This window comes from Avibacterium avium (assembly GCF_900454535.1).
In the GTDB taxonomy this organism is placed as follows: Bacteria; Pseudomonadota; Gammaproteobacteria; order Enterobacterales; family Pasteurellaceae; genus Avibacterium; species Avibacterium avium.
In genome coordinates this window covers 1,036,376-1,062,844 of sequence record NZ_UGSP01000001.1, presented here as the reverse complement: position 1 = coordinate 1,062,844, position 26,469 = coordinate 1,036,376, and the positions used below count along the sequence as shown (strand labels likewise).

Sequence of the window (26,469 nt, the reverse complement as noted above, 5' to 3'; positions counted from 1 at the left end):
AGGCGATGACCCAATCCATTATTATCCGCCAACTTGGCGTGCAAGATTATCAAGAAATTTGGCATAAAATGCAGCAATTTACTGATAATCGTGATGAAAATACCCAAGATGAAATCTGGCTCGTTCAGCACCCAGCAGTGTTCACCCAAGGCTCTGCGGGCAAGCCTGAACATTTATTGCAACAAAGCGCGATCCCTGTGGTGCAATCGGATCGTGGCGGACAAATCACCTATCACGGATTGGGTCAGCAAGTTATGTATGTGTTGATCGACATCAAACGCCTGAAAGCGCAAGGCAAAGATCTCAATGTACGCCAACTGGTTACCGCCCTTGAGCAATCGGTGGTGCAAACGCTGGCAGATTACGGCATTGAAGGCTATCCCAAAGCCGATGCACCAGGGGTGTATGTGGACGGCAAAAAAATCTGCTCGCTCGGTTTACGCATTCGCAAAGGCTGTTCTTTCCACGGTTTAGCGCTAAATATTAATATGGATCTTACGCCTTTCTTATACATTAACCCCTGTGGTTATGCAGGGCTTGAAATGTGTCAAATGGCAGATTTTATCCCGCAACAAGAAGCACAGCCAGACAAGGTTTCGCCCAAATTAGTTACACACTTCACCCAATTATTGGGGTATAATTCCGTAACAAATTCTTAACAAAAATAGGAGCGTTAATGGCAACGCCTTTTAAAATGGAACGTGGCGTAAAATATCGTGATGCCGCAAAAACTTCCATTATCCCAGTAAAAAATATTGATCCCAACCAGCCTTTATTGAAAAAGCCTGAGTGGATGAAAATCAAACTGCCAGCCAATTCAGCAAAAATTGATAGCATCAAAAATGGAATGCGCCGCCACGGCTTGCATTCTGTGTGTGAAGAAGCCTCTTGCCCCAACTTGCACGAATGTTTTAACCACGGCACGGCAACCTTTATGATCTTAGGCGCAATTTGTACGCGCCGCTGCCCATTCTGTGATGTGGCACACGGCAAGCCTTTACCACCTGATCCTGACGAACCACGCAAATTAGCCGAAACTATTCAGGATATGAAATTACGTTATGTGGTGATCACTTCAGTGGATCGTGACGATCTGCCTGACCGTGGTGCAGGCCACTTCGCCGAATGTGTGAAAGAAATCCGCGCGCTTAATCCAGGGATCAAAATTGAAATCCTTGTGCCTGATTTCCGTGGACGCATCGAACAAGCGCTAGAAAAATTAAAAGATAATCCACCAGATGTGTTCAACCACAATTTGGAAAATGTGCCACGCTTGTATCGTGATATTCGCCCAGGGGCAGATTATGAATGGTCGCTCAAATTATTGCGTGAGTTCAAAGCAATGTTCCCTGATATTCCAACCAAATCAGGCTTAATGGTGGGCTTAGGCGAAACCAACGAAGAAATCTTACAAGTGATGCAAGATTTACGCACCAACGGCGTAACAATGCTCACACTCGGACAATATTTGCAACCAAGCCGCCATCACTTACCGGTAGCGCGCTATGTTCCGCCTGAAGAATTTGATGAGTTCCGTGATAAAGCCAACGAAATGGGGTTTGAACACGCCGCCTGCGGACCTTTCGTGCGTTCTTCTTACCACGCGGACTTACAAGCCAGCGGTAAATTAGTGAAATAATTTTGAAAAAATTACCGCACTTTTAGGTTAGTAAATATCATCAAAGCTGTCCCGCCAAAGAGCGGGACGCTTTTTACCTGCTTTTTTATTCCCCACTGCAATATTCCTTTAATAAAATACGCCGTATTATGAAAATTCAACCTATTGTCTGGCAGAACGTTAAACGTACAAAATCACTTATCCGCCCTATATATTTTCCCCTTACTACAAAATATAAAATTCGTGCAAATTCCTTGTACTAAGCCAATTTTTTATCATTTCATTCTTTTATTTTCTAGACATCACCGCTATTTAATGGTAACTTTACGCCCATTCTATGTTCAAACATCTTCATAACAAATTCATTTTCCAATCTAACCAACATTTCAAATTATTATGCATTTAACAGAACTTAAAAATATGCCTGTTTCCGAGCTGGTAAAACTCGGTGAAGAACAAATGGGTTTAGAAAATCTAGCCCGTTTACGCAAGCAAGATATTGTTTTCGCTATCCTAAAACAACACGCCAAAAGCGGTGAGGATATTTTCGGTGGGGGTGTGTTAGAAATCCTGCCTGATGGCTTTGGTTTCTTACGTTCCGCTGACAGCTCCTACCTTGCTGGCCCTGATGATATCTATGTTTCTCCAAGCCAAATTCGCCGTTTCAATTTACAAACTGGGGATAAAATTGAAGGAAAAATTCGTCCGCCAAAAGAAGGGGAACGTTATTTTGCTTTGCTAAAAGTGGATCAAGTTAATGATGACAAACCTGAAGTTTCACGCAGCAAAATTTTATTTGAAAATTTAACCCCACTTCACGCCAATTCACGTTTAAGAATGGAACGTGGTAACGGTTCAACAGAAGATTTAACCGCGCGTATTTTAGATTTAGCCTCCCCTATCGGGAAAGGACAACGTGGCTTGATTGTTGCCCCACCAAAAGCGGGGAAAACAATGTTGCTACAAAATATTGCACAGAGCATTACCCATAACTATCCAGAATGTGTGCTTATCGTGTTATTAATTGACGAACGTCCAGAAGAAGTAACGGAAATGCAACGCTCAGTAAAAGGCGAAGTGATTGCTTCAACCTTTGATGAACCCGCTTCACGCCACGTTCAAGTTGCCGAAATGGTTATCGAAAAAGCAAAACGTTTAGTTGAACATAAAAAAGATGTAGTGATTTTATTAGATAGTATCACGCGTCTTGCCCGAGCTTATAACACCGTAACCCCTGCTTCAGGTAAAATCCTTTCTGGTGGTGTAGATGCCAATGCGTTACATCGTCCAAAACGTTTCTTCGGTGCAGCGCGTAACGTGGAAGAAGGCGGAAGTTTAACCATTATTGCGACCGCACTTGTAGATACAGGGTCAAAAATGGATGAAGTGATCTTCGAAGAATTTAAAGGTACGGGGAATATGGAGCTACATCTTTCGCGTAAAATCGCTGAAAAACGCGTGTTCCCAGCCATTGACTTTAACCGTTCAGGCACGCGTAAAGAAGACTTACTCACCACCCCTGACGAACTACAAAAAATGTGGATTCTACGCAAAATCCTTAATCCAATGGGTGAAGTGGAAGCAATGGAATTCCTTATTGATAAACTCGCCGTTGCCAAAACCAACGAAGAGTTTTTCGAGATTATGAAGCGTTCTTAATATGAAAAATAGCACGTTAAACATTTAGACGTGCTATTTTTTTAATAAAAACAATGGTCAATTGAACTAAAAACAATCAAACGAATCAATTTTAAAAAGAATTGATTGACTTGAATATCAGAAATCTCTAATATACGCCTCGTTCCACGGAGGAATGGTCGAGTGGTTGAAGGCACCGGTCTTGAAAACCGGCGAGGGTTTACGCCCTCCAAGAGTTCGAATCTCTTTTCCTCCGCCATATTCTAAGAAGCCGTAAGTAAAATACTTACGGCTTTTTTCTTTTTACCAAGCAAAAACTGATAACGCCCCAATAAAGTGCGGTGCTTTTTTACTGTCTTTTCTCGCAACTAAAATAAATTTGATTGCTTGTATAATGGGAGTCTTGAGTTTTAACGCTATTAAGGGTATGTTATATCAACTTTTTTTATAACTGAGGTGAGTATGAAAATTATCCTTTTAGGTGCGCCAGGTGCAGGAAAAGGCACGCAAGCACAATTTATTATGAACAAATTTGGTATTCCACAAATTTCTACGGGCGATATGTTACGCGCGGCAATTAAAGCGGGAACAGAATTAGGCAAACAAGCGAAAACCTTAATGGACGCAGGACAGCTTGTGCCAGATGATTTAATTATTTCGCTTGTGAAAGAGCGTGTTGCACAAGATGATTGCGCAAAAGGCTTTTTATTAGATGGCTTCCCACGCACTATTCCGCAAGCGGACGCCTTAAAAAACGCCGGTATTAGCATTGATTATGTGTTGGAATTTGATGTCCCAGATGAAGTGATTGTTGAGCGTATGAGCGGCCGCCGTGTTCACCAAGCTTCTGGGCGTACTTACCACGTTGTGTATAATCCGCCAAAAGTAGAAGGCAAAGATGATATAACAGGTGAAGATTTAATTATCCGTGCTGATGACAAGCCTGAAACCGTGTTAGATCGCTTGAAAGTGTATCACAACACCACCAAGCCATTGGTAGATTACTATCAGGCTGAGGCCAAAGCAGGCAATACGAAATATTTCCGCTTAGATGGCACACAGAAAGTAGAAGAAGTAAGCGCAGAATTAGATAAAATTTTAGCTTAAAATTATTAAAGGGGATAACGTATTATCCCCTTTTTCATTTAGTCTAATCCCACAATTTTCCAACGATGATGACTTTTTCCATCAATTTTTCCGCCTTTCACTTGGCTAATATAATTAATCATCATATTTTGGATTGTTCCGTTTTATCAGATAGATGTATATGTTATTATGCCTACTTTGCACACTCTTGGACATAAAAAATGATTGAATCTATTAAAAAATTAGATCCTGATGCGGCGATTGATATTGCCTATGATATTTTTCTTGAAATGGCTGCTGAAAATCTTGATCCAGCGGATATTTTATTATTCAACTTAGAATTTGAACAACGTGGTGCGGTGGAGTTTGTGGAAACCGCTGATGATTGGGATCAGGAAATTGGTGTATTAATTGATCCTGAAGAATATGCGGAAGTTTGGATTGGGCTTGTTGATGATAATGATGAAATGACCGATATTTTTGCCAAATTTCTCATTTCACACCGAGAAGAGGAGCGGGAATATCACATCATTTGGAAAAAATAATTTACTAGAAAAGAAAAAACCATCACGTTTTAGTGATGGTTTATTTTATTGGGGAATTAAGCTAAAACCATTACGTTTTCTGCTTTTTTTCCTCTTTTATCATCAATAATATCAAACTCCACGGCTTGACCTTCTTTTAAGGTGCGGAATCCTTTAGATTGAATTGCTGAGAAATGTACAAACACTTCTTCTCCACCTTCTGATTGTAAAAAACCAAACCCTTTTGTTTCGTTGAACCATTTAACGGTTCCATTATTTTTAGACATTGTAAATCCTAAGTTAAATCTAATCTTAGATAACGCAATAATATTATGATGATAAAATAAAAAACTTTAAATATAGCCACAGATTATTGATTGTTATCTCTACTGCTTAAAAAGCAAAGCCATAGTAACAGCATATAGCTAAAATAGCACCTTTTATTTTCAATAAATCTCATTTATTTTTTAATTGGCTAATTTATCAAGTAATTTTTGATGAATACCACCGAAACTGCCATTTGACATCACCAAAATGTGGTCGCTCGGTTTGGCTTCTGCCACAATCATATCCACTAATTTATCTAAATTTGCTGTCCAGCTAGCAGGTTGAACGCATTGGTTTGCGATGTCCACCACATCCCACGGAATGTTGTCTGGCTGTAATAAAAAGATATGATCAGCACGCACCAGTGCAGGCGCTAGCTCATCTTTATGAACGCCCATTTTCATTGTGTTGGAACGAGGTTCTAACACCGCAAGAATTCGCACACCGCCGCCCACTTTATCACGAAGTGCGGTTAAAGTTGCGAGAATTTCTGCAGGGTGATGGGCAAAATCATCATACACGCTAATGCCATTCACTTCGCCTTTTAGCTCTAAACGGCGTTTTGCATTAATGAAACTGCCTAACGCAGCACAGGCATTTTCAATCGACACGCCCGCGTGATACGCCGCCGCAATTGCCATTAATGCGTTGTGCATATTATGTTGTCCAACAATATTCCATTTCACTTCTGCCACTTTTTCGCCAAAATGATACACAGAAAACTCGGTGCAATCATTGGTGATGCGTTCGGCATACCATTCCTGCCCTTCTCCCAAAAATTGCTGTTCCGACCAACAGCCCATTTCTAAGGTTTCTTTTACACTTTGTTCATTGGCGAAAGATAAAATGCGTCCACTTGAAGGAATGGTGCGGATCATATGATGAAATTGGCGCTGGATTGCTTTTAAATCATCGAAAATATCCGCGTGATCAAAACCAATATTATTAATAATTAGAGTTTTTGGATTGTAGTGAATGAATTTTGAGCGTTTATCAAAAAATGCAGTGTCATATTCATCGGCTTCAATCACAAAAAATGGGCTTTCACCTAAACGGGCTGATGTACCAAAATTGCCCGCAATGCCACCGATTAGAAAACCGGGGTTTAGTCCATTTTTCTCTAAAATCCAGCTGAGCATACCTGTTGTGGTGGTTTTCCCGTGCGTACCAGAAACCGCCAACACCCAGCGATCACGCAATAAGTTATCGTGCAACCACTGCGGTCCTGATGTATAAGGTAACCTATTCTCAAGCACATATTCCACGCAAGGATTGCCACGCTTCATTGCATTGCCAATTAACACTAAATCCGGAGCAGGCTCAAGCTGGGCTGGATCATAATTAGGGATAATTTCAATTTGATTTTCCTGTAAAAAAGTACTCATTGGCGGATATACATTAACATCCGATCCCGTTACTTTATATCCCATCTGTTTGGCAATAATCGCCACACCACCCATAAACGTGCCGCAAATTCCAAGAATATGAATATGTTTTTGTGTCATTTTTTTATCTCTTATACAAAAAACGAAAATAAAATGTGCCTGAGATCACAAACTCAGTAGGAGATTATTTCTCTTGTTCAAAGGCTAGCTATAATAAATCAACTCTTTCAAACTGTACAATGTATTCATTCAAAATAAGGATAAATTATGAAAACGTTAGGGCAATTTATTGTTGAAAAGCAAGCGGAATATCCCAATGCAAAAGGCGAACTTTCGGGCATTCTTTCTTCTATTCGCTTAGTGGCGAAAGTGATCCACCGTGATATTAACAAAGCAGGGCTAACCAATAACATTATTGGCAACTCTGGCGTGGAGAATGTGCAAGGAGAAGTGCAAATGAAATTAGATTTATTTGCCCACAACACAATGAAACAAGCCCTCATTGCACGCGAAGAAGTGGCAGGATTTGCTTCCGAAGAAGAAGAAAATTTTGTTGCTTTTGATACCGAACGCGGACGCAATGCAAAATATGTGATTTTAACCGATCCCTTAGATGGCTCATCAAATATTGATGTGAATGTTGCCGTTGGCACGATTTTTTCTATTTACCGCCGTGTTTCCCCTATTGGCACGCCAGTAACCTTAGAAGATTTTTTACAACCAGGGCATCGCCAAGTGGCTGCAGGTTACATTGTTTATGGTTCCTCAACAATGTTAGTTTATACCACAGGAAATGGGGTAAACGGCTTTACTTACGATCCGTCCTTGGGCGTATTCTGCCTTTCACACGAAAATATCCAAATGCCAGCAAGCGGCAAAATTTATTCCATTAACGAAGGACAATATCTCAAATTCCCATTAGGAGTGAAAAAATACATCAAATACTGCCAAGAAGAAGACAAAGCCACTCAACGCCCTTATACATCACGCTATATTGGCTCTTTGGTGTCTGACTTCCACCGCAATTTATTGAAAGGCGGGATTTATATTTATCCAAGCGCCACAAACTATCCAAATGGCAAACTTCGCCTACTTTATGAAGGCAACCCAATGGCATTTTTAGCCGAACAAGCAGCCGGCCTTGCCACCGATGGCTATCAACGCATTTTAGATATTCAGCCAACGGAATTACACCAACGCTCACCGCTCTTTGTTGGCTCAAAAGAAATGGTGGAAAAAGCACAAAGTTTTATGGATTAAAAACGATTATTCTGAATTTAAAGCGTTGCACAAAAAGTGCGGCGCTTTTTTTATTTTTATTTCTCATTTATCACATAAAACGAAACCTTTCTATTTATCCTAACTCACTGTAAAAATTAGAAAAATTTTCACCGCACTTTTTACGTAGTGATAAAAGAAAGAATTTAAACATAAAATGAAAGCCTATCCGCATTAATCTCACAAAAAAATGTTAATAAATCGTAACTAACTATCTATTTTCTAAGCAATTATTTTTTAGCCAAACGATTGCCTTCACAATTTTGATATTTTGTTCCACATAAAATTTTTATGCGCTATATCATCTGCAACGATTAATTTCCTGCCAAATGCTGATGAAAGGAGCGCAACAATAATGTTTAAAACAACAATAACAAACAAATTCGATTTACTTTGGACGTTAAATTTATTCGGCACAGCCGTGGGAGCTGGCGTGCTGTTTTTACCCATAAATGCTGGAATGGGCGGATTTTGGCCGTTAATCGCCATTATGCTGTTGGTTGGGCCGATGACTTATTTCTCACACCGTGCATTATCTCGCTTTGTGCTGTCATCTTCTAAACCCGGCAGCGATATTACAGAAGTAGTGGAAGAACATTTTGGGCAAGGCGCAGGGAAAATTATCACGCTGCTCTACTTTTTTGCGATTTTTCCTATTTTGTTAATTTATGGTAATGGCATCACCAATACGGTGGAATCCTTTATTATCAACCAGTTAGGACTAAGCGCCCCAAACCGCATTTTGCTTTCTTTCATTTTGATTGCAAGCCTGATTTCGGTGATGCTGATGAGCGAAAAAATAATGCTCAAAATGACTGAGTTTTTGGTCTATCCCCTTGTTTTTATTTTATTTTCGCTTTCCATTTATTTAATTCCGCAATGGAATACGGCAATGCTTCACCAAATGCCTGACGCCACCAGTTTTATTAGCACGCTGTGGATCACCATTCCGGTGTTAGTGTTTTCTTTTAATCATTCCCCTGCGATTTCTTGCTTTTCGCAATCACAACAGCGGGAATACAAATTGCCAGAATTAACTGAATGCCACGCCAGTCAGACATTGAAAAACACATCCACCTTGCTGTTATTTTTCGTGATGTTTTTTGTCTTTAGTTGCGTGCTAACACTCACGCCAGAAGATTTAGTGCAAGCCAAAGCGCAAAATATCAGTATCCTTTCTTTTTTAGCCAATAAATTTGACAACCCTTATATTTCCTATTTTGGGCCTTTAGTGGCGTTTCTTGCTATTACCAGCTCTTTCTTTGGCCATTATTTAGGCGCACGAGAAGGCATTCAGGGGCTGTATTTAAAATTTTCGGGCAAACAAGATATTACGAATCGAAAAAAATTGAATTTTTTCACCGCACTTTTCTTTTTATTGACTTTATGGGCGGTGGCAATTATCAATCCAAGCATTCTTGGTTTAATTGAATCCATTGGTGGGCCAATTATCGCCGCAATTCTGTTTTTAATGCCAATGTATGCCATTCGTAAAGTACCTGCGATGGCGCGTTATCAAGGCTATGCTAGCAATGTTTTCGTGACCGTGATGGGAATGATTGCAATCTCAGCAGTGGTGTATGGATTATTTTATTAATTAAGATAGAATACGCACCTTTTATAATAATAACCTTAAGCAGGGCGAAATGCCCTGCCAGACTTCGAGAAAACGATGATTAGTGTTTTTGATATGTTTAAAATCGGCATTGGGCCTTCTAGCTCTCATACCGTTGGGCCAATGAAAGCGGGTAAGCAATTTGTCGATGATTTAGTGGCGAAAAATTTACTCGCCAAGGTAACCCAAGTTAAGGTTGATGTTTATGGCTCACTTTCAATGACAGGGCGTGGGCATAATACCGATATTGCTATTATTATGGGTTTAGCGGGCTATTTACCGCACGATGTGGATATTGATTTAATTCCTAAATTTATTTCTGATGTAAAAAGCACCGCACTTTTGCCATTAGCGCAAGGGCAGCGAGTGGCGAAATTTGATTATGAAAGCGATATGATCTTTCATCAAACCTTTCTGCCTTTACACGAAAACGGCATGACGCTGTCCGCCTATGAAAATGACAACTTGCTTTATCAGCAAACCTATTATTCTATTGGCGGCGGATTTATTGTTGATGAAGCGCATTTCAATCAGCAGGAAGAGTCCGACATCAATGTGCCTTTCCCTTATCAAAGTGCGGCAGATATTTTGTATCATTGCAAAGAAAATGGCTTAGCACTATCTAGTGTGATGTTACAAAATGAAATTGCCTTACACGGAAAAGAAGCCACACAAACGCACCTAAAACGCATTTGGCAAACGATGAAAGAATGTATAGAACACGGCTTGGCTACGGAAGGGTTACTACCCGGCCCGCTCAAAGTGGTTCGCCGTGCAGCAACCTTACACCGTTTACTGCAAGCCAATAATGGGCTTTCCAACGACCCGATGAAAGTGATCGATTGGGTCAATATGTATGCGCTTGCGGTCAATGAAGAAAATGCAGCAGGCGGGCGTGTAGTTACCGCACCAACAAACGGCGCTTGCGGTATTGTGCCTGCGGTGCTGTCTTATTATGAAAAATTCATTTCGCCAATTACCGATGAAATTGTAGAACGCTATTTACTTGCCTGTGGAATGATCGGCTCACTTTACAAAATGAATGCGTCCATTTCAGGGGCAGAAGTGGGCTGCCAAGGCGAAGTGGGGGTGGCTTGCTCAATGGCAGCGGCTGGCTTAACAGAAATTTTGGGCGGTAGCCCCGAGCAAGTTTGTATGGCCGCTGAAATTGCGATGGAACATAATCTAGGGCTGACTTGCGATCCTGTGGGCGGTCAAGTGCAAGTACCTTGCATTGAGCGCAACGCCATTGCTTCCGTCAAAGCGATTAACGCTAGCCGAATGGCATTGCAACGTACCTCTAACCCACGCGTGAGCTTAGATAAAGTTATCGAAACAATGTACGAAACGGGCAAAGATATGAACGCCAAATACCGCGAAACCTCGCAAGGCGGTTTGGCAATCAAAGTGGTTTGTACCTAAAATTTGCAGCGAAAAAATAAGGCGGTTTGTTCCGCCTTATTTTATATTTCAATTATTTAAACTCAATTTCCACCGCACTTTCGCCGAGCATTTCCACTAGCGTATTAATCAATTCATCACTTGGATTCACTGACCACTGCACGCCGAGTTTCACTAACGCGCGTCCTTGTGGACTTTGGTAATAAATATTAATGGGTAACGCACCGCCACTATATGGGCTAAGAGTATCTTTAAATTGCTTAATAAAATGTGGTGAAAGCTGTTCTTGCGTTAAGCAAATTGCCAGACTTTTGGCGTAGCGACTGCGTGCTTCATCAAGGGTCATTAATTCTCGCACAGACATTTTTAAGCCTTGCGAAAAATCATCAAAACTCACCTGCCCAGAAACGATCACAATGGTGTCTTTCTGCAATTTTTCACCAAAACGATCGAGGCTTTCACCAAATAACGTGAGATCTAAACGCCCCGAGCGGTCATCTAAGGTGGCAATGCCTAAGCGGTTGCCTTTTTTCGTGATCGCCACACGCGAACTCACCACTAAACCGCAAGTTGTGCTAATTTGTCCACGATAATTTGGCACAAGATCTTTTAATCTTGTTGAGCTGTAATGGGCGATCTCTTTTAAATAAGGGCTAATTGGGTGGCTGCTTAAATAAAGCCCAAGGGTTTCCCGTTCGCCGTCTAAAATTTGCTTTTCGCTCCAACGAGGCGTGTTGGCATAAGCCTGTTCTACTTCTTCGGGAGTTTCGGTTAGCACGCCGAACATATCCGCCTGCCCGATAGCTTCATTTTTGGCATATTGATCGGAGGCTTTGAGGGCATCTTCTAAATTTTTTGCCAGCGCGGCACGGTGTGGGCCTAATTTATCGAATGCACCTGACATTATCAGGCTTTCAAAAGTGCGGCGGTTAATTTTCTTTAAATCTACTCTGGCGCAAAGATCGAATAAATCTTTAAAAATGCCTCCTTGCTCACGCGCAGAAATCAAGGCTTCAATCGGGCCTTCACCCACCCCTTTAATTGCACCAATGCCATACACAATCTCGCCATTATCATTCACGCTGAAATGGTGTTTCCCAGTATTAATATCTGGCGGCGTAACCGTTAAGCCCATACGCAAACATTCATCGTATAGCCCAACGATTTTTTCTGTGTTATCCATTTCAGAAGTCATTACCGCTGCCATAAATTCCGCAGGATAATGGGCTTTGAGCCAGAGCGTTTGGTAAGAAACCAAGGCATAAGCGGCGGAGTGAGATTTATTAAAGCCGTAGCCTGCAAATTTTTCCACCAAATCGAAAATTTTCATTGCAAGGGTGCCATCAATGCCGTTTTTAATCGCCCCTTCTTCAAACACCGAGCGCTGTTTCGCCATTTCTTCTGGTTTCTTTTTCCCCATCGCACGGCGTAATAAATCCGCGCCACCGAGCGTATAACCTGCTAGCACCTGAGCAATTTGCATTACCTGCTCTTGATACAAAATAATGCCGTAGGTAGGCTCTAAAATCGGTTTCAGCAAAATGTGCTGATATTCCGCATCAGGGTAGGAAATTTCTTCTTCTCCGTGTTTACGGCGAATAAAGTTATCCACCATTCCCGATTGCAATGGCCCCGGGCGGAATAACGCCACCAACGCGATAATATCCTCAAAACAGTCCGGTTTTAGGCGTTTAATCAAATCTTTCATTCCGCGCGACTCTAGCTGGAACACTGCGGTTGTTTCGGCATTGAGTAACACTTGGAAAGATTGCGGATCATCAAGGGGTATGCGATTAATATCCACTAACGGCTTGCCCTCTTTAGCAAGGCGCGTGTTAATCATATCCAATGCCCATTTGATGATAGTTAAGGTGCGCAGTCCCAAGAAGTCAAACTTCACTAGCCCTGCATATTCCACATCATTTTTATCAAAATGGGTAACAGGGTGTTTGCCCTCACTATCACAATAGAGCGGTGAGAAATCGGTAATCAGCCCCGGGGAAATCACCACGCCCCCAGCGTGTTTCCCTGCGTTACGGGTTACCCCTTCGAGCTTGCGCGCCATATCAATTAAGGCTTTGACTTCTTCATCACTTTCATAAATTTCAGGTAAACGAGGTTCAGCCTCAAAGGCTTTCGCTAAGGTCATACCAGGGTCAGGTGGCACAAGTTTAGAAATGCGATCCACAAAGCTATAAGGATGTCCAAGCACGCGCCCCACATCTCGAATTACCGCCTTAGCCGCCATCGTACCAAAGGTGATAATCTGCGACACCGCGCCACGTCCGTAGGTTTCCGCAACGTGTTCAATCACGCGATCTCGCCCGTCCATACAGAAATCCACGTCAAAATCGGGCATTGATACCCGTTCTGGATTTAAGAAACGCTCGAAAAGTAAATCAAACTCAAGGGGATCGAGATCGGTGATCTTCAACGCATAAGCCACCAGCGATCCCGCCCCAGAACCACGCCCCGGCCCAACAGGAATATCATTATCTTTCGACCACTGGATAAACTCCATTACGATTAAGAAGTAACCAGGGAACCCCATTTGGTTAATCACATCTAGCTCGACTTGCAAGCGCTCATCGTATTCCTTGCGTTTTTCTGCCCGCTCTTTTTCATCAGGGAATAAAAAGGCTAAGCGCTCTTCCAAGCCCTCACGGGATTTTTGCACCAAATAATCTTCCGTGCTGAGATCCCCTGTGGGAAATTTTGGTAAGAAATACTCACCCAAACGAATCGTTACATTACAACGTTTGGCAATTTGCACGGTATTCGCCAGTGCGGTGGGAATATCGGCAAATAATTCGCACATTTCCTGTTCAGTACGGAAATATTGCTGATCGCTATATAATTTCGGACGTTTTGGATCATCTAACGTGTAGCTGTCGTGAATCGCAACGCGAATCTCGTGCGCCTCAAAATCTTCGGAAGACAAAAAGCACACATCATTGGTTGCCACAAGGGGAATATGATGTTTTTCTGCCAATTTTAAGGCAGCTTGAATATAGCGTTCTTCTTCAGGGCGGCCTGTGCGACAAAGGCTCAAATAAAAATGATCGGGGAAAAATTCTTGATAAAAACGCACCGCACTTTCGACATCCGCAGGATTATTTTTCAGTAATTTTTTCCCCACATCCCCATTGCGTCCGCCAGAAAGAATAATCAAGCCTTCGCGGTGTTCCACCAGCCACTGCTGATCAATATAGGGTAAATCCGTGTAACCCCGTTCATACGCCTTGGATAATAATAAGGTGATGTTGTGATAGCCTGTGTTATTTTTCGCGAGCAAGGTGAGTTCAAAATGTTCATCACCGAGCAAATCACTTTTCACCAGCACATCAGCCCCAACAATGGGCTTCACCCCTGAGCCAAGGGCTTCGCCATAAAATCGCACCAAACCGCAGAAATTGGTGAAATCCGTCAATGCCATTGCCACCATTTCGTTTTGCACACAGGCTTTGACTAGCGGTTTCACTTTGGCGATACCGTTAATCATTGAAAAATCGCTATGCACACGCAAATGCACGAAACGGGGTTCTGACATAAAATATCCTTGCTGTTGTTGCTGTTGTTGCTGTTGATTAGATAAAAAAGGGAAATTAGGCTGTCATTTTAACGAGATTTCAGTTCGGATCAAATTTCTTTTTCCCTGTCAGTTTTGATTGTGGATTCTCCCTTGTTCACCGTTTAATTCCTGTCTAAAATAAAGCAAATTTTCACCGCACTTTAATGAAGGGATCTATGCTACTAAGCATTTTGTATATTGTGGGTATCACCGCCGAAGCGATCACAGGGGCATTAGCCGCTGGACGTGAAAAAATGGATATTTTCGGCGTGGTTATCATCGCCTCAATGACCGCCATTGGCGGCGGTTCGGTGCGTGATGTGCTGCTTGGGCATTATCCCCTTGGTTGGGTGAAAAATCCTCATTATTTTATTATCGTTGCCAGTGCTGCGGTGCTAACAGTGGTGATTGCACCATTCATTCGCCATTTTATGCGCTATTTTCGCACCATCTTTCTTGTGCTTGATGCGCTAGGATTAATTGTATTTTCGATTATTGGTACGCAGATTGCGTTAGATATGGGGCATAGTTTTATTATTGCGATTATTGCTGCAATTATCACTGGTGCATTTGGTGGCGTGTTGCGGGATTTGCTGTGCAACCGCATTCCCCTTGTCTTCCAAAAAGAGCTGTATGCCAGTGTTGCATTGCTGGCGGCAAGTATTTATATTGGCTTGCTTCAGTTGAATATTAATCACAATATCGTAATCGTGGTAACCCTCGCTTGCGGTTTTACCATTCGCTTGCTCGCCATTCGTTTTGAGTGGCATTTGCCAGTGTTCGATTATCAAGAACAGGAAATCGCCGAAAAGCAAGCCGATGACAAACTGCCGAAAAAAATCAAATAATTAAAATAAGGATAAACAATGACGAATTTAGTAGAAATGGGCAAACAAGCCAAACAAGCGGCTTTCGTGTTAGCGCAATGTAGCGAGAAAGAAAAAAATCACGCGCTTCAATGTATCGCTGAGCAATTAGAACAACAAGCCGATCGCATTTTGGCGGAAAATGAAAAAGACATTCAAGCCGCTCAACAAAATGGTTTGTCGGAAGCCTTGATTGATCGTCTATTGCTCACGCCTGAACGGCTACACGCCATTGCCCAAGATGTTCGTCATATTATTTCTCTGCCCGATCCTGTGGGTAAAATCATTGACGGTGGCACCTTAGACAGCGGACTAAAAATTGAACGCGTGCGCGTGCCTTTAGGGGTGGTGGCCACCATTTATGAAGCGCGCCCAAACGTAACCATTGATGTTGCCAGCCTATGCTTAAAAACTGGCAATGCGGTGATTTTACGCGGTGGCAAGGAAACACAACATTCCAACAAAATTTTAGTCGAAGTGGTGCAACAAGCCTTATTACAAGCCAATTTACCGCAATATGCCGTGCAAGCCATTACTGATCCAAACCGCGATTTAGTGATGCAATTAATGAAACTGGATCGCTATGTGGATATGCTTATTCCAAGGGGTGGCGCGGGCTTACATCAGCTTTGTAAAGAAAACTCCACCATTCCTGTGATCGTTGGGGGCGTGGGCGTATGCCATACTTTCGTGGAAGAAAGTGCCGATTTAAAGCGTGCATTAGCGGTAATCAGCAATGCCAAAACGCAGCGCCCAAGCACTTGTAATACCCTTGAAACCTTGTTAGTACAAGAAAGCATCGCCGCGCAATTTTTGCCAATGTTGGCGGAATTTAGCCAATCGAAAATAAAATTTCACGCAAATTCCACCGCACTTTCTATTTTAAGCGATTCGGGGGCACAAGTTGTGCCATTACAGGCGGAGGATTTACAACAAGAATGGGGTTCGCCTGATCTCAACGTGGTGATTGTCAAAGATATTGATGAAGCGGTGGCCTTTATTAATCAATATGGTACGCAACATTCTGATGCGATCTTAACTAGCTCGCAACGTCTTGCGCAGCAATTTATTAATCAAGTGGACAGCGCGGCGGTGTATGTCAATGCCAGCACACGCTTTACTGATGGCGGGCAATTTGGCTTAGGCGCAGAAGTGGCGGTGAGTACACAAAAACTCCATTCTCGCGGACCAATGGGATTAGAAGCGCTCACTTCTTACAAATGGGTGGGCGTGGGCGATTATTTAGCGCGCCCTTAATCCTTTAGTGAGAAATTGAAAATTATTCGATTATTCGGGCTAAAATTTTATAATATCAAAACGTCATTTTAAAAATGGCGTTTTTTATTTAATTTTATAAAATAATATTTGACAATGTTTAATTAAATCGTTATTTCTAGGGCATTCTAATACAACATCATTGATTCTTTATAGGAAGGTAAAACTATGTCAACTCTCTCTGTGGCAAAATTCGGTGGAACTAGCGTTGCAAATCATAGCGCAATGAGCGCTTGTGCAAATATTGTAACCGCTGATCCTAATACGCGTGTGGTAGTGCTTTCGGCCTCGGCAGGTATCACCAATTTATTGGTTGCGCTTGCTAATGGTAAAGACGCAGAAGAACGCGCAAAACTCATCGCAGAAGTGCGTCAAATTGAAGAAGCGATTTTGGCTGAACTTAAAGACGACAGCGAAATGCGGGCAAAAATTGAAGAAATTTTAAAACATATCGAAAGCTTGGCTGATGCCGCAAGCGTGGCTGCTTCACCGGCTTTAACAGACGAATTGATCTGCCAAGGGGAAATGATGTCCACCTTGCTTTTCGTTCAAGTGTTAAAAGAGCTTGGCGCAAAAGCCGTTTGGGTGGACGTGCGTACCATTGTGGCAACCAACAGCCATTTCGGTAAAGCCGCGCCAGATGACGAGCAAACGCAGAAAAATAGCGATGCGCTATTAAAACCGATTCTTGCTCAAGATAACGACACAATGATTATCACGCAAGGCTTTATTGGACGCGATCCACAAGGCAAAACCACCACCTTAGGGCGTGGCGGCAGCGACTATTCTGCGGCACTTTTAGCCGAAGTATTAAACGCCAAAGATGTATTAATTTGGACGGACGTGGCCGGTATTTACACCACTGATCCACGCATTGTGCCAGCCGCACAACGTATTGACACAATGAGCTTTGCGGAAGCGGCAGAAATGGCAACGTTCGGGGCGAAAGTGTTACACCCTGCAACCCTGCTTCCAGCGGTTCGCAGCAATATCCCTGTGTTCGTAGGTTCAAGCAAAGCACCACAAGATGGCGGTACTTGGGTAACCAAAGATCCACAACCACGTCCAACGTTCCGTGCAATTGCATTACGCCGCGATCAAACCTTGGTAACGCTTTCTAGCTTAAGTATGCTACACGCGCAAGGTTTCTTAGCCAATGTGTTCAACATTTTAGCGAAACACAAAATTTCTGTGGATACCATCACCACTTCTGAAGTAAGCGTCGCACTCACTTTAGACAAAACAGGATCTGCTTCATCAGGCGCGGAAATGCTCTCGCCAGAATTGCTCGCGGAATTAAGAGAAGTGTCTAGCGTGAAAGTGGATACAGGCTTATCTTTAGTGGCATTGGTGGGTAATGATTTGCACATCACTTCTGGCATCGCAAAACAAATTTTCGATACCCTAGAAGGCTACAACGTACGAATGATCAGCTACGGCGCAAGCACCAACAATATTTGTATGTTAGTCCAAAGCGAACAAGCTGATGATGTGGTCAGAGCATTACATAAGAATTTATTTGAATAATTCAAACTAAACACATCTAAAAAGGAGAAATACGTGAAACATTTCTCCTTTTTCTTTGCTTTATTTATATCGATTGAAATTATCGCAAAAATATCACCGCACTTTATTCGAATACTAATCAAAAGTATCACACTGGCTAGGTTGTCCGCTTTGTAATCCACGTTTAAACCAAGCTAAACGCTGAGCTGATGTGCCGTGCGTAAAGCTATCAGGTACAACATAACCTTGAGAACGTTTTTGCAAGCGATCATCACCTACCGCTTGAGCGGCGTGAAAGGCTTTTTCAATATCTCCTGTTTCAAACAGGCCTGTTTTACTTGCTTGATTCGCCCACACGCCAGCAAAGCAATCCGCTTGTAATTCCAGTTTTACCGAAAGTTGATTGGCTTGCGCAGGACTTACATTTCGCTGAGCCTGATGCACTTTAGGCAAGATACCTAATAAATTTTGGATATGATGCCCTACTTCGTGCGCAATCACATAAGCAAACGCGGAATCACCGCCAGCTCCAAGCTGATTTTTCATATCATTGTAAAAAGAAAGATCAAGGTAAACACGCTGATCATTCGGACAATAAAATGGCCCCATTGCCGACTGACCTGTGCCACAGGCAGTATGCGTAACCCCGTTATATAACACCATTATTGGTGCTTGATAATGCTGATTATGTTGTGAAAAATAATTTCCCCAAACCGTTTCCGTGTCAGCTAACACCACGCGAGAAAGGCTAGCCAGTTGCTGTTCTTCTTGGCTTGATTGGGTATGATTGGCCGTTGGTTGCTCAATAAAATCAGGCGTGCCAACCAAGCCAGAAAGATCAACTCCATAATAAGCACCAACAAGTAAAATGATCAAACCAAGTACGCTCGTTCGTTTTCCACCACCAAAGGAACGCCCTGAATTTCGTCTATCTTCAACATTTGTGCTTTCTCTACGGCCTTGCCAACGCATAATTTCTATCCTATTTATGATTAAAGTGCGGTTATTTTATTATAAAAAATCTTTCATTGGGCAATTTACACTGAATTTATTTCTACCAACTTCGCGTTAGTTTCCTAGATTTCAAGCAATGAATGTACTAAAATTTAACGGTGATCAATTTAATCGCATTTTTTACAAGACAAAAATGAAAAATCGTTTTAAGATTAGCGGGATTTCAGATTTTATCTTTGAAAATTAACTTAAATATGAGGAAAACAAAATGGCGAAAATCGTTAAAATTATTGGTCGTGAAATCATCGACTCTCGCGGTAATCCAACTGTGGAAGCAGAAGTTCACCTTGAAGGTGGTTTCGTAGGTCTTGCAGCTGCGCCATCTGGTGCATCGACAGGTTCTCGCGAAGCGTTAGAATTACGCGATGGCGATAAATCTCGTTTCTTAGGTAAAGGTGTATTGAAAGCGGTTGAAGCGGTAAATGACCCAATCGCACAAGCTTTAGTGGGTAAAGATGCCACTAACCAAGCTGAAATCGACCAAATTATGATCGACTTAGACGGCACTGAAAACAAATCTAAATTCGGTGCAAACGCAATTTTAGCGGTTTCTCTTGCTAACGCCAAAGCTGCTGCAGCATCTAAAGGTTTACCACTTTATGCGTGGATTGCTGAGCTTAACGGCACACCAGGTGTTTACTCAATGCCATTACCAATGATGAACATCATCAACGGTGGTGAACACGCAGATAACAACGTGGATATCCAAGAATTTATGATCCAACCAGTGGGTGCGAAAACATTAAAAGAAGCACTACGCATTGGTGCTGAAGTGTTCCACAACCTTGCTAAAGTATTAAAATCTAAAGGTTTAAGCACTGCAGTGGGCGATGAAGGTGGTTTCGCTCCAAACCTAGAATCAAACGCTGCAGCGCTTGCTTGTATCAAAGAAGCGGTAGAAAAAGCAGGCTATGTATTAGGTAAAGATGTTACTCTTGCAATGGACTGTGCATCATCTGAGTTCTACAACAAAGAAAACGGTATGTACGAAATGAAAGGTGAAGGTAAATCATTCACTTCTCAAGAATTCACACACTACCTTGAAGAGCTTTGCAAAGAATACCCAATCGTTTCTATCGAAGATGGTCAAGATGAATCAGACTGGGAAGGTTTCGCTTACCAAACTAAAGTGTTAGGCGACAAAGTTCAATTAGTGGGTGATGATTTATTCGTAACTAACACCAAAATCTTAAAAGAAGGGATTGAACGCGGTATCGCAAACTCAATCTTAATCAAATTCAACCAAATCGGTTCATTAACTGAAACTTTAGCGGCAATCAAAATGGCGAAAGATGCAGGTTATACTGCAGTAATCTCTCACCGTTCTGGTGAAACTGAAGATGCAACTATCGCAGATTTAGCGGTAGGTACAGCAGCAGGCCAAATCAAAACTGGTTCAATGAGCCGTTCTGACCGTATTGCGAAATACAACCAATTAATCCGTATCGAAGAAGCATTAGGCGACAAAGCCCCATTCTTAGGATTAAAAGCGGTTAAAGGTCAAGCGTAATTTAATTACTGCTTTGCGCAATATTTATCCAACTAAAGTGCAGGGTTTTCCTGCACTTTTTTATTCCCCGCACAAACTAACAAGTGCGGTGCTTTTTTAGCAAATTTATTTCCGCCATAAACCTACAAATCTTCACCATTTCAAGGTACACTATTCTTTTTATTCAATTGGGGAACCTATGCGTTTACTTGTATTCCTTCTGCTCGCAGTATTAGTGCTATTCCAATATGATTTTTGGTTTGGCAAAAATGGCTATTTGGATCACAAACAGCTCGAGCAAGAAATTGCACAACATTTGCAAGAAAATGAAAAATTAGCCCAACGCAATCACGCCATCGCCGCTGAGATCAAAGATCTCAAAGAAGGGGTTGATGCCATTGAAGAACGCGCCAGACAACAGCACGAAATGGTAAAAAATAACGAAATTTTCTACCGCATTGTTAAAGATCACAAATAATATGGAAAGAGAAATTATCGCCGTTGTGCCAGCCGCTGGGATTGGTAGCCGAATGCAGGCAGATCGGCCGAAACAGTATTTGACAATTCTTGGCAAAACTGTTTTAGAACATACATTAGAAACGCTACTCAATTCATCTCATATTGATCGCATTATCCTTGCGGTTGCGCCTAAGGATCCTTATTTGGCAAAAATAGATTTGCTCAGCCACCCCAAAATTCATCTTGTTGAAGGGGGGGAAACCCGCGCACAATCTGTTCTCAATGGGTTAAACGCGATCAATCCAAGTGCAAACACTTGGGTAATGGTACACGATGCCGCGCGCCCTTGTTTAACGCAGCAAGAACTCTCGACCTTAGCGGACATCACACAGCCTGATGGTGCAATTCTTGCCATTCCCGCAATAGATACCATTAAAAGAAGTAATTCACATCAGCAAATTGAAAAAACAGAAGACCGCAACGAAATTTGGTTGGCACAAACGCCCCAATTTTTCCCCGCTCTTTTGCTCACGCAAGCTATTGAACAAGCGCTTGCGCAACAACAAAATATTACCGATGAAGCTTCTGCAATGGAATTTCTTGGCTTCAAACCGCAATTAATTCAAGGTAAAACCAGCAACATTAAAATCACACGTCCAGAAGATTTAGCGCTTGCGGAATTTTATCTCAGCCAAAAGAAGCACCAATAAAATATCAGCAATAAAAAGTGCGGTGAAAAATCTGAAAATTTTCCACCGCACTTGTCTTTTCACTATTCTGTTATTTCATCGCTAACTGATAAAATCTGGCGATATTCTGCGCCGTTGAAATCAGATTCTCTTTCCCCGAACGCAAGGTGTTCTCCAAACTATCAAGCTGACGAATAATCGGAAAGACCGCGTCAATGCCCTGTTCATACACCACTTCGTAATCTTCCCGCAGACAGCCTACGATAGCAATCACAGGTTTGCCAAATTGCTTAGCAGTTTTGGCGACACCAATGGGCGTTTTTCCGTAAGCACTCTGCCCGTCCATTCGCCCTTCGCCAGTAATCACCAAATCAGCATCTTGCACTTGGGCGCTAAAATTTAAGGTTTCTAACACAATATTTACGCCTTTTTTCAACCGCACTTTAGGCAGCAGCAATAATCCACCGCCCATTCCGCCAGCCGCTCCTGCACCAGATTGATTGGCGATATTAATGCCAAGCTGTTGCTGCACTTTCTCGGCAAAATGAGCAAGCGCTGCATCAAGTTGTTGCACCATTTGCACGGTTGCGCCTTTTTGCGGCCCGAACACGGCAGATGCACCAGTTTCACCACATAATGGATTATTCACATCACAAGCCACTTCAATTTGTACTTGCGCTAAACGTGAATCAAGCTGGCTTAAATCAATATGAGCGGTGTGAATTAACTGTTCGCCACCATCGCCCAACGATTGATTTTCAGCATTGAGAAAGCGCGCACCCAAGGCTTGCAACATTCCAACACCAGCATCATTAGTTGCGCTTCCACCAATGCCGAGAATAATTTTTTTCACCCCATAATTTAAGGCGTTCAAAATCAATTCTCCCGTGCCAAAACTGGTAGTTTTCAATGGATTACGAGCCTCCATTGGTACAAGATGCAAGCCAGAAGCTACTGCCATTTCAATGAATGCAGTTTCACCATCACCAGAAAGCCCCCAAAATGCGTCAATTTTATTGCCCAAAGGGGCGGTAACCGTGCATTGGATAAGCTTCCCTTGTGTCGCGTCCACCAAAGATTGAACCGTGCCTTCGCCACCGTCAGCCATTGGGATTTTGCAATATTGTGCGTGCGGAAAAATCTTGCGAAACCCAATTTCAATCGCCTCCGCCACTTCAAGTGCGGTCAAACTTTCTTTGAATGAATCCGGTGCAATGAGTATTTTCATTGTTAATTCCTATAAAAACCTGTTCTTATACTACCTTATTGAGCAAAAAATCCTAAGATATTTATTGCATTTTTTCTCTTAATCGCTACAATTGTTGCTCCTTGTCGGCGCTGAATTAGAGATCGGCGTTTGATGTATGACTAACCCTACTATTGAGGATTTTAATATGTCTCTAAGCACAGAAAAAAAAGCAGCTATCGTTGCTGAATTTGGTCGTGATGCAAAAGATACTGGTTCATCAGAAGTTCAAATTGCATTATTAACTGCACAAATCAACCACTTACAAGCACACTTTGCAGTGCATAAAAAAGACCATCACGGTCGCCGTGGTTTATTACGTATGGTTTCTCGTCGTCGTAAATTATTAGACTACTTAAAACGTACTGATTTAGCTAAATACAGCGAAACTATCGCTCGTTTAGGTTTACGTCGCTAATTTCCAAATTAGAACAAGAAAACGCTCAAGCAATTGAGCGTTTTTTTATGGGGATATTTTATCAATAGCAAAAATAAACCTATGTCCGCCCAGAAAACTCTCCCAAAAAACACCGCACTTTAAAATTTACCTTAACTACATTCTCAATTCAAATCACTGAAAGAAAAAGAAACACACATTCATTTGATCTCAAATAAAATCTTGTTTATCCTACCCCAATCCCCTATAACCGAGATAACAAAATGGCACTGGATTTAGCAGAAATTAGACAACAAATCACCCAAATTGACCGCAGTTTATTAAAACTGCTTTCGGAGCGTCATCGTTTGGCTTATGACGTGGTGCGTAGCAAGGAAATCACGCAGAAAGCCTTGCGTGATGTGGAGCGTGAGCAACAATTATTACAAGAATTGATTCAATTTTCTGAAAATGAAAATTATCAGCTTGATCCACAATATATCACGCAAATTTTCCAGAAAATTATTGAAGATTCTGTGCTGACTCAGCAAGCCTATTTGCAAAAGAAACTCAATGAACAGCGTGAGCAAAATAGCCACATTGCTTTCTTAGGCAAGCGCGGATCTTATTCTCATCTTGCGGCACGCAGTTATGCAACCCGTTATCAGAAACCATTCATTGAATTGAGTTGTAGCTCTTTCGAGCAAGTATTTGAAAAAGTGCAAAATGGCGAGGCGGATTACGGAATTTTGCCGCTGGAAAACACGACTTCAGGTTCAATTAATGAAGTCTATGATTTGTTGCAACATACGGATTTATCGCTCATTGGGGAATTAGCATACCCGATCAAACATTGCGTACTCGCAACGGAACACAGTGAATTAAGCCAAATTGACACCCTATACAGCCATCCGCAAGTGATCCAGCAATGCAGCCAGTTTATTCGCGGCCTTGATCGTGTACATATTGAATATTGCGAAAGCAGCTCACACGCAATGCAGTTAGTGGCAAGTCTGAATAAGCCAAATATTGCAGCATTAGGGAATGAAGATGGCGGCCATCTTTATGGCTTACGCGTGCTGAAAAGCAATATCGCCAACCAAGAGAATAACATCACCCGCTTTATTGTGATTGCTAAAGAACCTGTGGTGGTATCGCCGCAAATTCACACTAAAACCCTGTTATTAATGACGACAAATAAACGCCAAGCAGGCTCACTGGTGGACGCGTTATTGGTGTTCAAAAAGCATAATATTAATATGACGAAACTAGAATCCCGCCCAATTTATGGTCAGCCGTGGGACGAAATGTTCTATCTTGAAATTGATGCCAACATCAACAACCCAGAAGTGCAACAAGCGTTGGAAGAATTGCAAGCACACAGCAACTATCTAAAAATTCTCGGTTGTTACCCAAGTGAGATTGTCAAGCCTGTGGAAGTGAATTAAACAGACAAAAGTGCGGTGAAAAATTCACAAAATTTCCACCGCACTTTAAAATTACCCCAACCACATTCCCCGTCCAAACCGCCCGAATGGAAATAAAATTTTTAGAAAAATCACGCCAAGCGAGAGCGAAGCAAACATCAGGCTGATTTTTCGTTAAGAAAATTTGTTAAAAATGAAGATCAGCAATTTAGTCGGGGGGCCTTTTCTTTGCCTACTTTCTTTTTAGCAAGTAAAAGAAAGTAGGTCGCCAACGGCGAAACCCATCATCAACCCAAAGAAAAAAGCAATCAGCCAGCAATAAAGTACGGTCATTTTCCACAGAGTTTCAAAAATTAGAAAATTCCCACCGCACTTTAAAATTCAGATCCCACTTCCCCGTGTAAATTGCCTTCATTTTTAACAAATTTTTAGAAAAGTAACGCCTGAACGCAGCGCAGCGAGTATGGGCTTACTTTTCGTTAAGAAAATTTGTTAAAAATGAAGATCAGCAATTTAGTCGAGGGGCTTTTTCTTTGCCTACTTTCTTTTGAGCAAACAAAAGAAAGTAGGTCGCCAACGGCGAAACCCGTTCCCCTCAAAGAAAAAAATTATAACACTAAACAAACTATTTATTATTCAGCACCAAACGCCAACATCACCTTGCCAATATGCGTGCCTTTATCCATTTCTTGGTGTGCTTGTTGAACATCTTTAAAATCAAACACTTGATGAATTATTGGCTTGGCGATTTGTTCGTTTTCTAATTTGCCCCAAACATTTTGTTTTAGCGATTGTGCGATTTCCGCTTTTTCAGCTTTAGTGCGGCTACGCATTGTTGATCCAGTGATATGGGCGCGTTTTAAGGCGATTTGTAATAAATCTACGTTTTGTGCCACTGCACCGCCCATAAAACCGATTAAAAACAATCTGCCATTTTGCTTTAAGCAAGCTAAATTACATTGGAAATAACTCGCGCCGACCACATCTAAAATCGCGTCAATTCCGCCCGCACTTTGAATAACGTCGGCGAAATCTTGCGTTTTATAATTAATCGCAACCGCACCATATTGTTCAACAACAGTACATTTTTCTGCATTGCCTACGGTAGCGTAGGTTTTAATGCCTAGGCTTTGTGCGATGGCGAGCGCCGTTAGCCCTATACCACTTGTTCCACCGTGAACTAATAGACTCTCCCCTGCTTTAACCTGTTGTTGCATAAACAAATTTACCCAAACGGTGAAAAGGGTTTCGGGCAACGCTGCGGCTTCTAGCAAAGAATAATTTTTAGGAACAGGCAAGGCTTGGCTGGCAGGCACAAGGCAATATTCAGCATAAGCACCTCCATCTGTTAAGGCACAAATTTTATCGCCAAGTTGAAACTCACTCACACCTTCACCAACCGCAACCACTGTGCCGGAAAGCTCCAAGCCCATAATTGGCGTAACGCCTTTGGGCATTGGATACAGCCCTTGGCGTTGCATAATATCAGGGCGATTTACCCCGGCGTAAGCGACTTTTACAAGCAACTCACCTGCTCGTGGTGTGGGAATGGTGGCTTGTTCTATAAATAACACATCGGGAGTTCCCGCTTCTCGCATATTAATTTGTTGCATTAATTGCTGCATTGATATTTTCCTTATTCCCGTAGCAACAATAATGCCGTTCAAAAACGGCATTCT

The 26,469-nt window shown here is 42.1% G+C and carries 22 protein-coding genes, 1 tRNA gene and 1 pseudogene; 17 read left to right on the top strand and 7 right to left on the bottom strand.

Going from position 1 to position 26,469, the window contains the following annotated elements:
- Nucleotides 1-5 precede the first annotated feature (5 nt).
- The 5 genes from lipB to adk all read left to right on the top strand — a co-directional run bounded on the left by lipB (nucleotide 6) and on the right by adk (nucleotide 4,363).
- The gene (gene lipB / locus DYC50_RS05340; protein WP_115249305.1) at nucleotides 6-659 is read left to right on the top strand and encodes a lipoyl(octanoyl) transferase LipB; all 654 of its coding nucleotides are present in this window, start codon (nucleotides 6-8) and stop codon (nucleotides 657-659) included.
- A 17-nt stretch (nucleotides 660-676) separates the two neighbouring features.
- Nucleotides 677-1,639, top strand: coding sequence for a lipoyl synthase (gene lipA / locus DYC50_RS05335; protein WP_115249304.1), 963 nt, complete (start codon nucleotides 677-679; stop codon nucleotides 1,637-1,639).
- A gap of 375 nt (nucleotides 1,640-2,014) precedes the next feature.
- Nucleotides 2,015-3,277, top strand: coding sequence for a transcription termination factor Rho (gene rho / locus DYC50_RS05330; RefSeq protein ID WP_103853956.1), 1,263 nt, complete (start codon nucleotides 2,015-2,017; stop codon nucleotides 3,275-3,277).
- 148 nt (nucleotides 3,278-3,425) lie between these two features.
- Nucleotides 3,426-3,515, top strand: a tRNA-Ser gene (locus tag DYC50_RS05325).
- Between the two features lie 203 nt (nucleotides 3,516-3,718).
- Nucleotides 3,719-4,363 carry an adenylate kinase gene (adk, locus tag DYC50_RS05320; protein WP_115249303.1) on the top strand — a complete coding sequence of 215 codons (645 nt, stop codon included), beginning with the start codon at nucleotides 3,719-3,721 and terminating at the stop codon, nucleotides 4,361-4,363.
- A 38-nt stretch (nucleotides 4,364-4,401) separates the two neighbouring features.
- Here the strand turns inward: adk and DYC50_RS10790 are convergent.
- Nucleotides 4,402-4,503, bottom strand: a pseudogene (locus DYC50_RS10790) (Ser/Thr protein phosphatase); the annotation flags it as partial.
- Between the two features lie 60 nt (nucleotides 4,504-4,563).
- On the opposite strand from DYC50_RS10790, the gene DYC50_RS05310 reads away from it, so the two are divergent.
- Entirely contained in the window at nucleotides 4,564-4,887 is a 324-nt protein-coding gene (locus tag DYC50_RS05310; protein WP_115249301.1) for an HI1450 family dsDNA-mimic protein, read from the top strand.
- 56 nt (nucleotides 4,888-4,943) lie between these two features.
- Here the strand turns inward: DYC50_RS05310 and DYC50_RS05305 are convergent, their stop codons facing one another.
- Both DYC50_RS05305 and mpl read right to left on the bottom strand, forming a co-directional pair.
- The gene (locus DYC50_RS05305) at nucleotides 4,944-5,153 is read right to left on the bottom strand and encodes a cold-shock protein (RefSeq protein WP_115249300.1); all 210 of its coding nucleotides are present in this window, start codon (nucleotides 5,151-5,153) and stop codon (nucleotides 4,944-4,946) included.
- Nucleotides 5,154-5,333: 180 nt separating this feature from the next.
- Entirely contained in the window at nucleotides 5,334-6,698 is a 1,365-nt protein-coding gene (mpl, locus tag DYC50_RS05300) for a UDP-N-acetylmuramate:L-alanyl-gamma-D-glutamyl-meso-diaminopimelate ligase (RefSeq protein ID WP_115249299.1), read from the bottom strand.
- Between the two features lie 147 nt (nucleotides 6,699-6,845).
- On the opposite strand from mpl, the gene fbp reads away from it, so the two are divergent.
- From fbp to DYC50_RS05285, 3 genes are all read left to right on the top strand, one after another.
- Complete coding sequence (fbp, locus tag DYC50_RS05295; protein ID WP_115249298.1) at nucleotides 6,846-7,838, top strand: class 1 fructose-bisphosphatase; 993 nt, start codon at nucleotides 6,846-6,848, stop codon at nucleotides 7,836-7,838.
- 373 nt (nucleotides 7,839-8,211) lie between these two features.
- The gene (locus DYC50_RS05290; RefSeq protein WP_115249297.1) at nucleotides 8,212-9,453 is read left to right on the top strand and encodes a serine/threonine transporter; all 1,242 of its coding nucleotides are present in this window, start codon (nucleotides 8,212-8,214) and stop codon (nucleotides 9,451-9,453) included.
- Between the two features lie 75 nt (nucleotides 9,454-9,528).
- Nucleotides 9,529-10,893, top strand: coding sequence for an L-serine ammonia-lyase (locus tag DYC50_RS05285; protein WP_115249296.1), 1,365 nt, complete (start codon nucleotides 9,529-9,531; stop codon nucleotides 10,891-10,893).
- A gap of 52 nt (nucleotides 10,894-10,945) precedes the next feature.
- Here DYC50_RS05285 and dnaE read toward each other — a convergent pair whose 3' ends face one another.
- On the bottom strand, nucleotides 10,946-14,422 hold the full coding sequence (gene dnaE / locus DYC50_RS05280) for a DNA polymerase III subunit alpha (RefSeq protein WP_115249295.1): 3,477 nt from the start codon (nucleotides 14,420-14,422) through the stop codon (nucleotides 10,946-10,948).
- A 197-nt stretch (nucleotides 14,423-14,619) separates the two neighbouring features.
- On the opposite strand from dnaE, the gene DYC50_RS05275 reads away from it, so the two are divergent.
- The 3 genes from DYC50_RS05275 to lysC all read left to right on the top strand — a co-directional run bounded on the left by DYC50_RS05275 (nucleotide 14,620) and on the right by lysC (nucleotide 18,111).
- Nucleotides 14,620-15,291 carry a trimeric intracellular cation channel family protein gene (locus tag DYC50_RS05275; protein ID WP_103855849.1) on the top strand — a complete coding sequence of 224 codons (672 nt, stop codon included), beginning with the start codon at nucleotides 14,620-14,622 and terminating at the stop codon, nucleotides 15,289-15,291.
- Nucleotides 15,292-15,309: 18 nt separating this feature from the next.
- Nucleotides 15,310-16,566, top strand: a complete 1,257-nt coding sequence (gene proA / locus DYC50_RS05270; protein WP_115249294.1) for a glutamate-5-semialdehyde dehydrogenase — start codon at nucleotides 15,310-15,312, stop codon at nucleotides 16,564-16,566.
- Between the two features lie 186 nt (nucleotides 16,567-16,752).
- Entirely contained in the window at nucleotides 16,753-18,111 is a 1,359-nt protein-coding gene (gene lysC, locus DYC50_RS05265; RefSeq protein WP_115249293.1) for a lysine-sensitive aspartokinase 3, read from the top strand.
- A 114-nt stretch (nucleotides 18,112-18,225) separates the two neighbouring features.
- On the opposite strand, the gene ypfJ is transcribed toward lysC, so the two are convergent.
- Nucleotides 18,226-19,062 (bottom strand): KPN_02809 family neutral zinc metallopeptidase, encoded by an 837-nt coding sequence (gene ypfJ / locus DYC50_RS05260; protein ID WP_115249292.1) that lies wholly within the window; start codon nucleotides 19,060-19,062, stop codon nucleotides 18,226-18,228.
- A gap of 250 nt (nucleotides 19,063-19,312) precedes the next feature.
- Here ypfJ and eno point away from each other — a divergent pair, with 250 nt between their 5' ends.
- The 3 genes from eno to ispD all read left to right on the top strand — a co-directional run bounded on the left by eno (nucleotide 19,313) and on the right by ispD (nucleotide 21,762).
- Complete coding sequence (gene eno / locus DYC50_RS05255) at nucleotides 19,313-20,614, top strand: phosphopyruvate hydratase (protein WP_115249291.1); 1,302 nt, start codon at nucleotides 19,313-19,315, stop codon at nucleotides 20,612-20,614.
- A 178-nt stretch (nucleotides 20,615-20,792) separates the two neighbouring features.
- Entirely contained in the window at nucleotides 20,793-21,071 is a 279-nt protein-coding gene (ftsB, locus tag DYC50_RS05250; protein WP_115249290.1) for a cell division protein FtsB, read from the top strand.
- 1 nt (nucleotide 21,072) lies between these two features.
- Complete coding sequence (gene ispD / locus DYC50_RS05245) at nucleotides 21,073-21,762, top strand: 2-C-methyl-D-erythritol 4-phosphate cytidylyltransferase (RefSeq protein ID WP_115249289.1); 690 nt, start codon at nucleotides 21,073-21,075, stop codon at nucleotides 21,760-21,762.
- Nucleotides 21,763-21,832: 70 nt separating this feature from the next.
- Here ispD and DYC50_RS05240 read toward each other — a convergent pair whose 3' ends face one another.
- A complete protein-coding gene (locus DYC50_RS05240) occupies nucleotides 21,833-22,969 on the bottom strand; it encodes a glycerate kinase (protein ID WP_115249288.1) in 1,137 nt (378 codons plus the stop codon).
- A gap of 166 nt (nucleotides 22,970-23,135) precedes the next feature.
- Between DYC50_RS05240 and rpsO the strand changes: the two genes are divergently transcribed.
- Nucleotides 23,136-23,405 carry a 30S ribosomal protein S15 gene (gene rpsO, locus DYC50_RS05235; RefSeq protein ID WP_017805737.1) on the top strand — a complete coding sequence of 90 codons (270 nt, stop codon included), beginning with the start codon at nucleotides 23,136-23,138 and terminating at the stop codon, nucleotides 23,403-23,405.
- 242 nt (nucleotides 23,406-23,647) lie between these two features.
- The gene (gene pheA, locus DYC50_RS05230; RefSeq protein ID WP_115249287.1) at nucleotides 23,648-24,811 is read left to right on the top strand and encodes a prephenate dehydratase; all 1,164 of its coding nucleotides are present in this window, start codon (nucleotides 23,648-23,650) and stop codon (nucleotides 24,809-24,811) included.
- A gap of 611 nt (nucleotides 24,812-25,422) precedes the next feature.
- Here pheA and DYC50_RS05225 read toward each other — a convergent pair.
- On the bottom strand, nucleotides 25,423-26,415 hold the full coding sequence (locus DYC50_RS05225) for an NAD(P)H-quinone oxidoreductase (RefSeq protein ID WP_115249286.1): 993 nt from the start codon (nucleotides 26,413-26,415) through the stop codon (nucleotides 25,423-25,425).
- Nucleotides 26,416-26,469: the final 54 nt, after the last annotated feature.

Excerpts from the sequence above, each read along its gene's own strand:
- lipB (WP_115249305.1), top strand. The coding sequence starts at position 6 with ATGACCCAATCCATTATTATCCGCCAACTTGGCGTGCAAGATTATCAA.
- lipA (WP_115249304.1), top strand. The coding sequence starts at position 677 with ATGGCAACGCCTTTTAAAATGGAACGTGGCGTAAAATATCGTGATGCC.
- rho (WP_103853956.1), top strand. The coding sequence starts at position 2,015 with ATGCATTTAACAGAACTTAAAAATATGCCTGTTTCCGAGCTGGTAAAA.
- adk (WP_115249303.1), top strand. The coding sequence starts at position 3,719 with ATGAAAATTATCCTTTTAGGTGCGCCAGGTGCAGGAAAAGGCACGCAA.
- DYC50_RS05310 (WP_115249301.1), top strand. The coding sequence starts at position 4,564 with ATGATTGAATCTATTAAAAAATTAGATCCTGATGCGGCGATTGATATT.
- DYC50_RS05305 (WP_115249300.1), bottom strand. The coding sequence starts at position 5,153 with ATGTCTAAAAATAATGGAACCGTTAAATGGTTCAACGAAACAAAAGGG.
- mpl (WP_115249299.1), bottom strand. The coding sequence starts at position 6,698 with ATGACACAAAAACATATTCATATTCTTGGAATTTGCGGCACGTTTATG.
- fbp (WP_115249298.1), top strand. The coding sequence starts at position 6,846 with ATGAAAACGTTAGGGCAATTTATTGTTGAAAAGCAAGCGGAATATCCC.
- DYC50_RS05290 (WP_115249297.1), top strand. The coding sequence starts at position 8,212 with ATGTTTAAAACAACAATAACAAACAAATTCGATTTACTTTGGACGTTA.
- DYC50_RS05285 (WP_115249296.1), top strand. The coding sequence starts at position 9,529 with ATGATTAGTGTTTTTGATATGTTTAAAATCGGCATTGGGCCTTCTAGC.
- dnaE (WP_115249295.1), bottom strand. The coding sequence starts at position 14,422 with ATGTCAGAACCCCGTTTCGTGCATTTGCGTGTGCATAGCGATTTTTCA.
- DYC50_RS05275 (WP_103855849.1), top strand. The coding sequence starts at position 14,620 with ATGCTACTAAGCATTTTGTATATTGTGGGTATCACCGCCGAAGCGATC.
- proA (WP_115249294.1), top strand. The coding sequence starts at position 15,310 with ATGACGAATTTAGTAGAAATGGGCAAACAAGCCAAACAAGCGGCTTTC.
- lysC (WP_115249293.1), top strand. The coding sequence starts at position 16,753 with ATGTCAACTCTCTCTGTGGCAAAATTCGGTGGAACTAGCGTTGCAAAT.
- ypfJ (WP_115249292.1), bottom strand. The coding sequence starts at position 19,062 with ATGCGTTGGCAAGGCCGTAGAGAAAGCACAAATGTTGAAGATAGACGA.
- eno (WP_115249291.1), top strand. The coding sequence starts at position 19,313 with ATGGCGAAAATCGTTAAAATTATTGGTCGTGAAATCATCGACTCTCGC.
- ftsB (WP_115249290.1), top strand. The coding sequence starts at position 20,793 with ATGCGTTTACTTGTATTCCTTCTGCTCGCAGTATTAGTGCTATTCCAA.
- ispD (WP_115249289.1), top strand. The coding sequence starts at position 21,073 with ATGGAAAGAGAAATTATCGCCGTTGTGCCAGCCGCTGGGATTGGTAGC.
- DYC50_RS05240 (WP_115249288.1), bottom strand. The coding sequence starts at position 22,969 with ATGAAAATACTCATTGCACCGGATTCATTCAAAGAAAGTTTGACCGCA.
- rpsO (WP_017805737.1), top strand. The coding sequence starts at position 23,136 with ATGTCTCTAAGCACAGAAAAAAAAGCAGCTATCGTTGCTGAATTTGGT.
- pheA (WP_115249287.1), top strand. The coding sequence starts at position 23,648 with ATGGCACTGGATTTAGCAGAAATTAGACAACAAATCACCCAAATTGAC.
- DYC50_RS05225 (WP_115249286.1), bottom strand. The coding sequence starts at position 26,415 with ATGCAGCAATTAATGCAACAAATTAATATGCGAGAAGCGGGAACTCCC.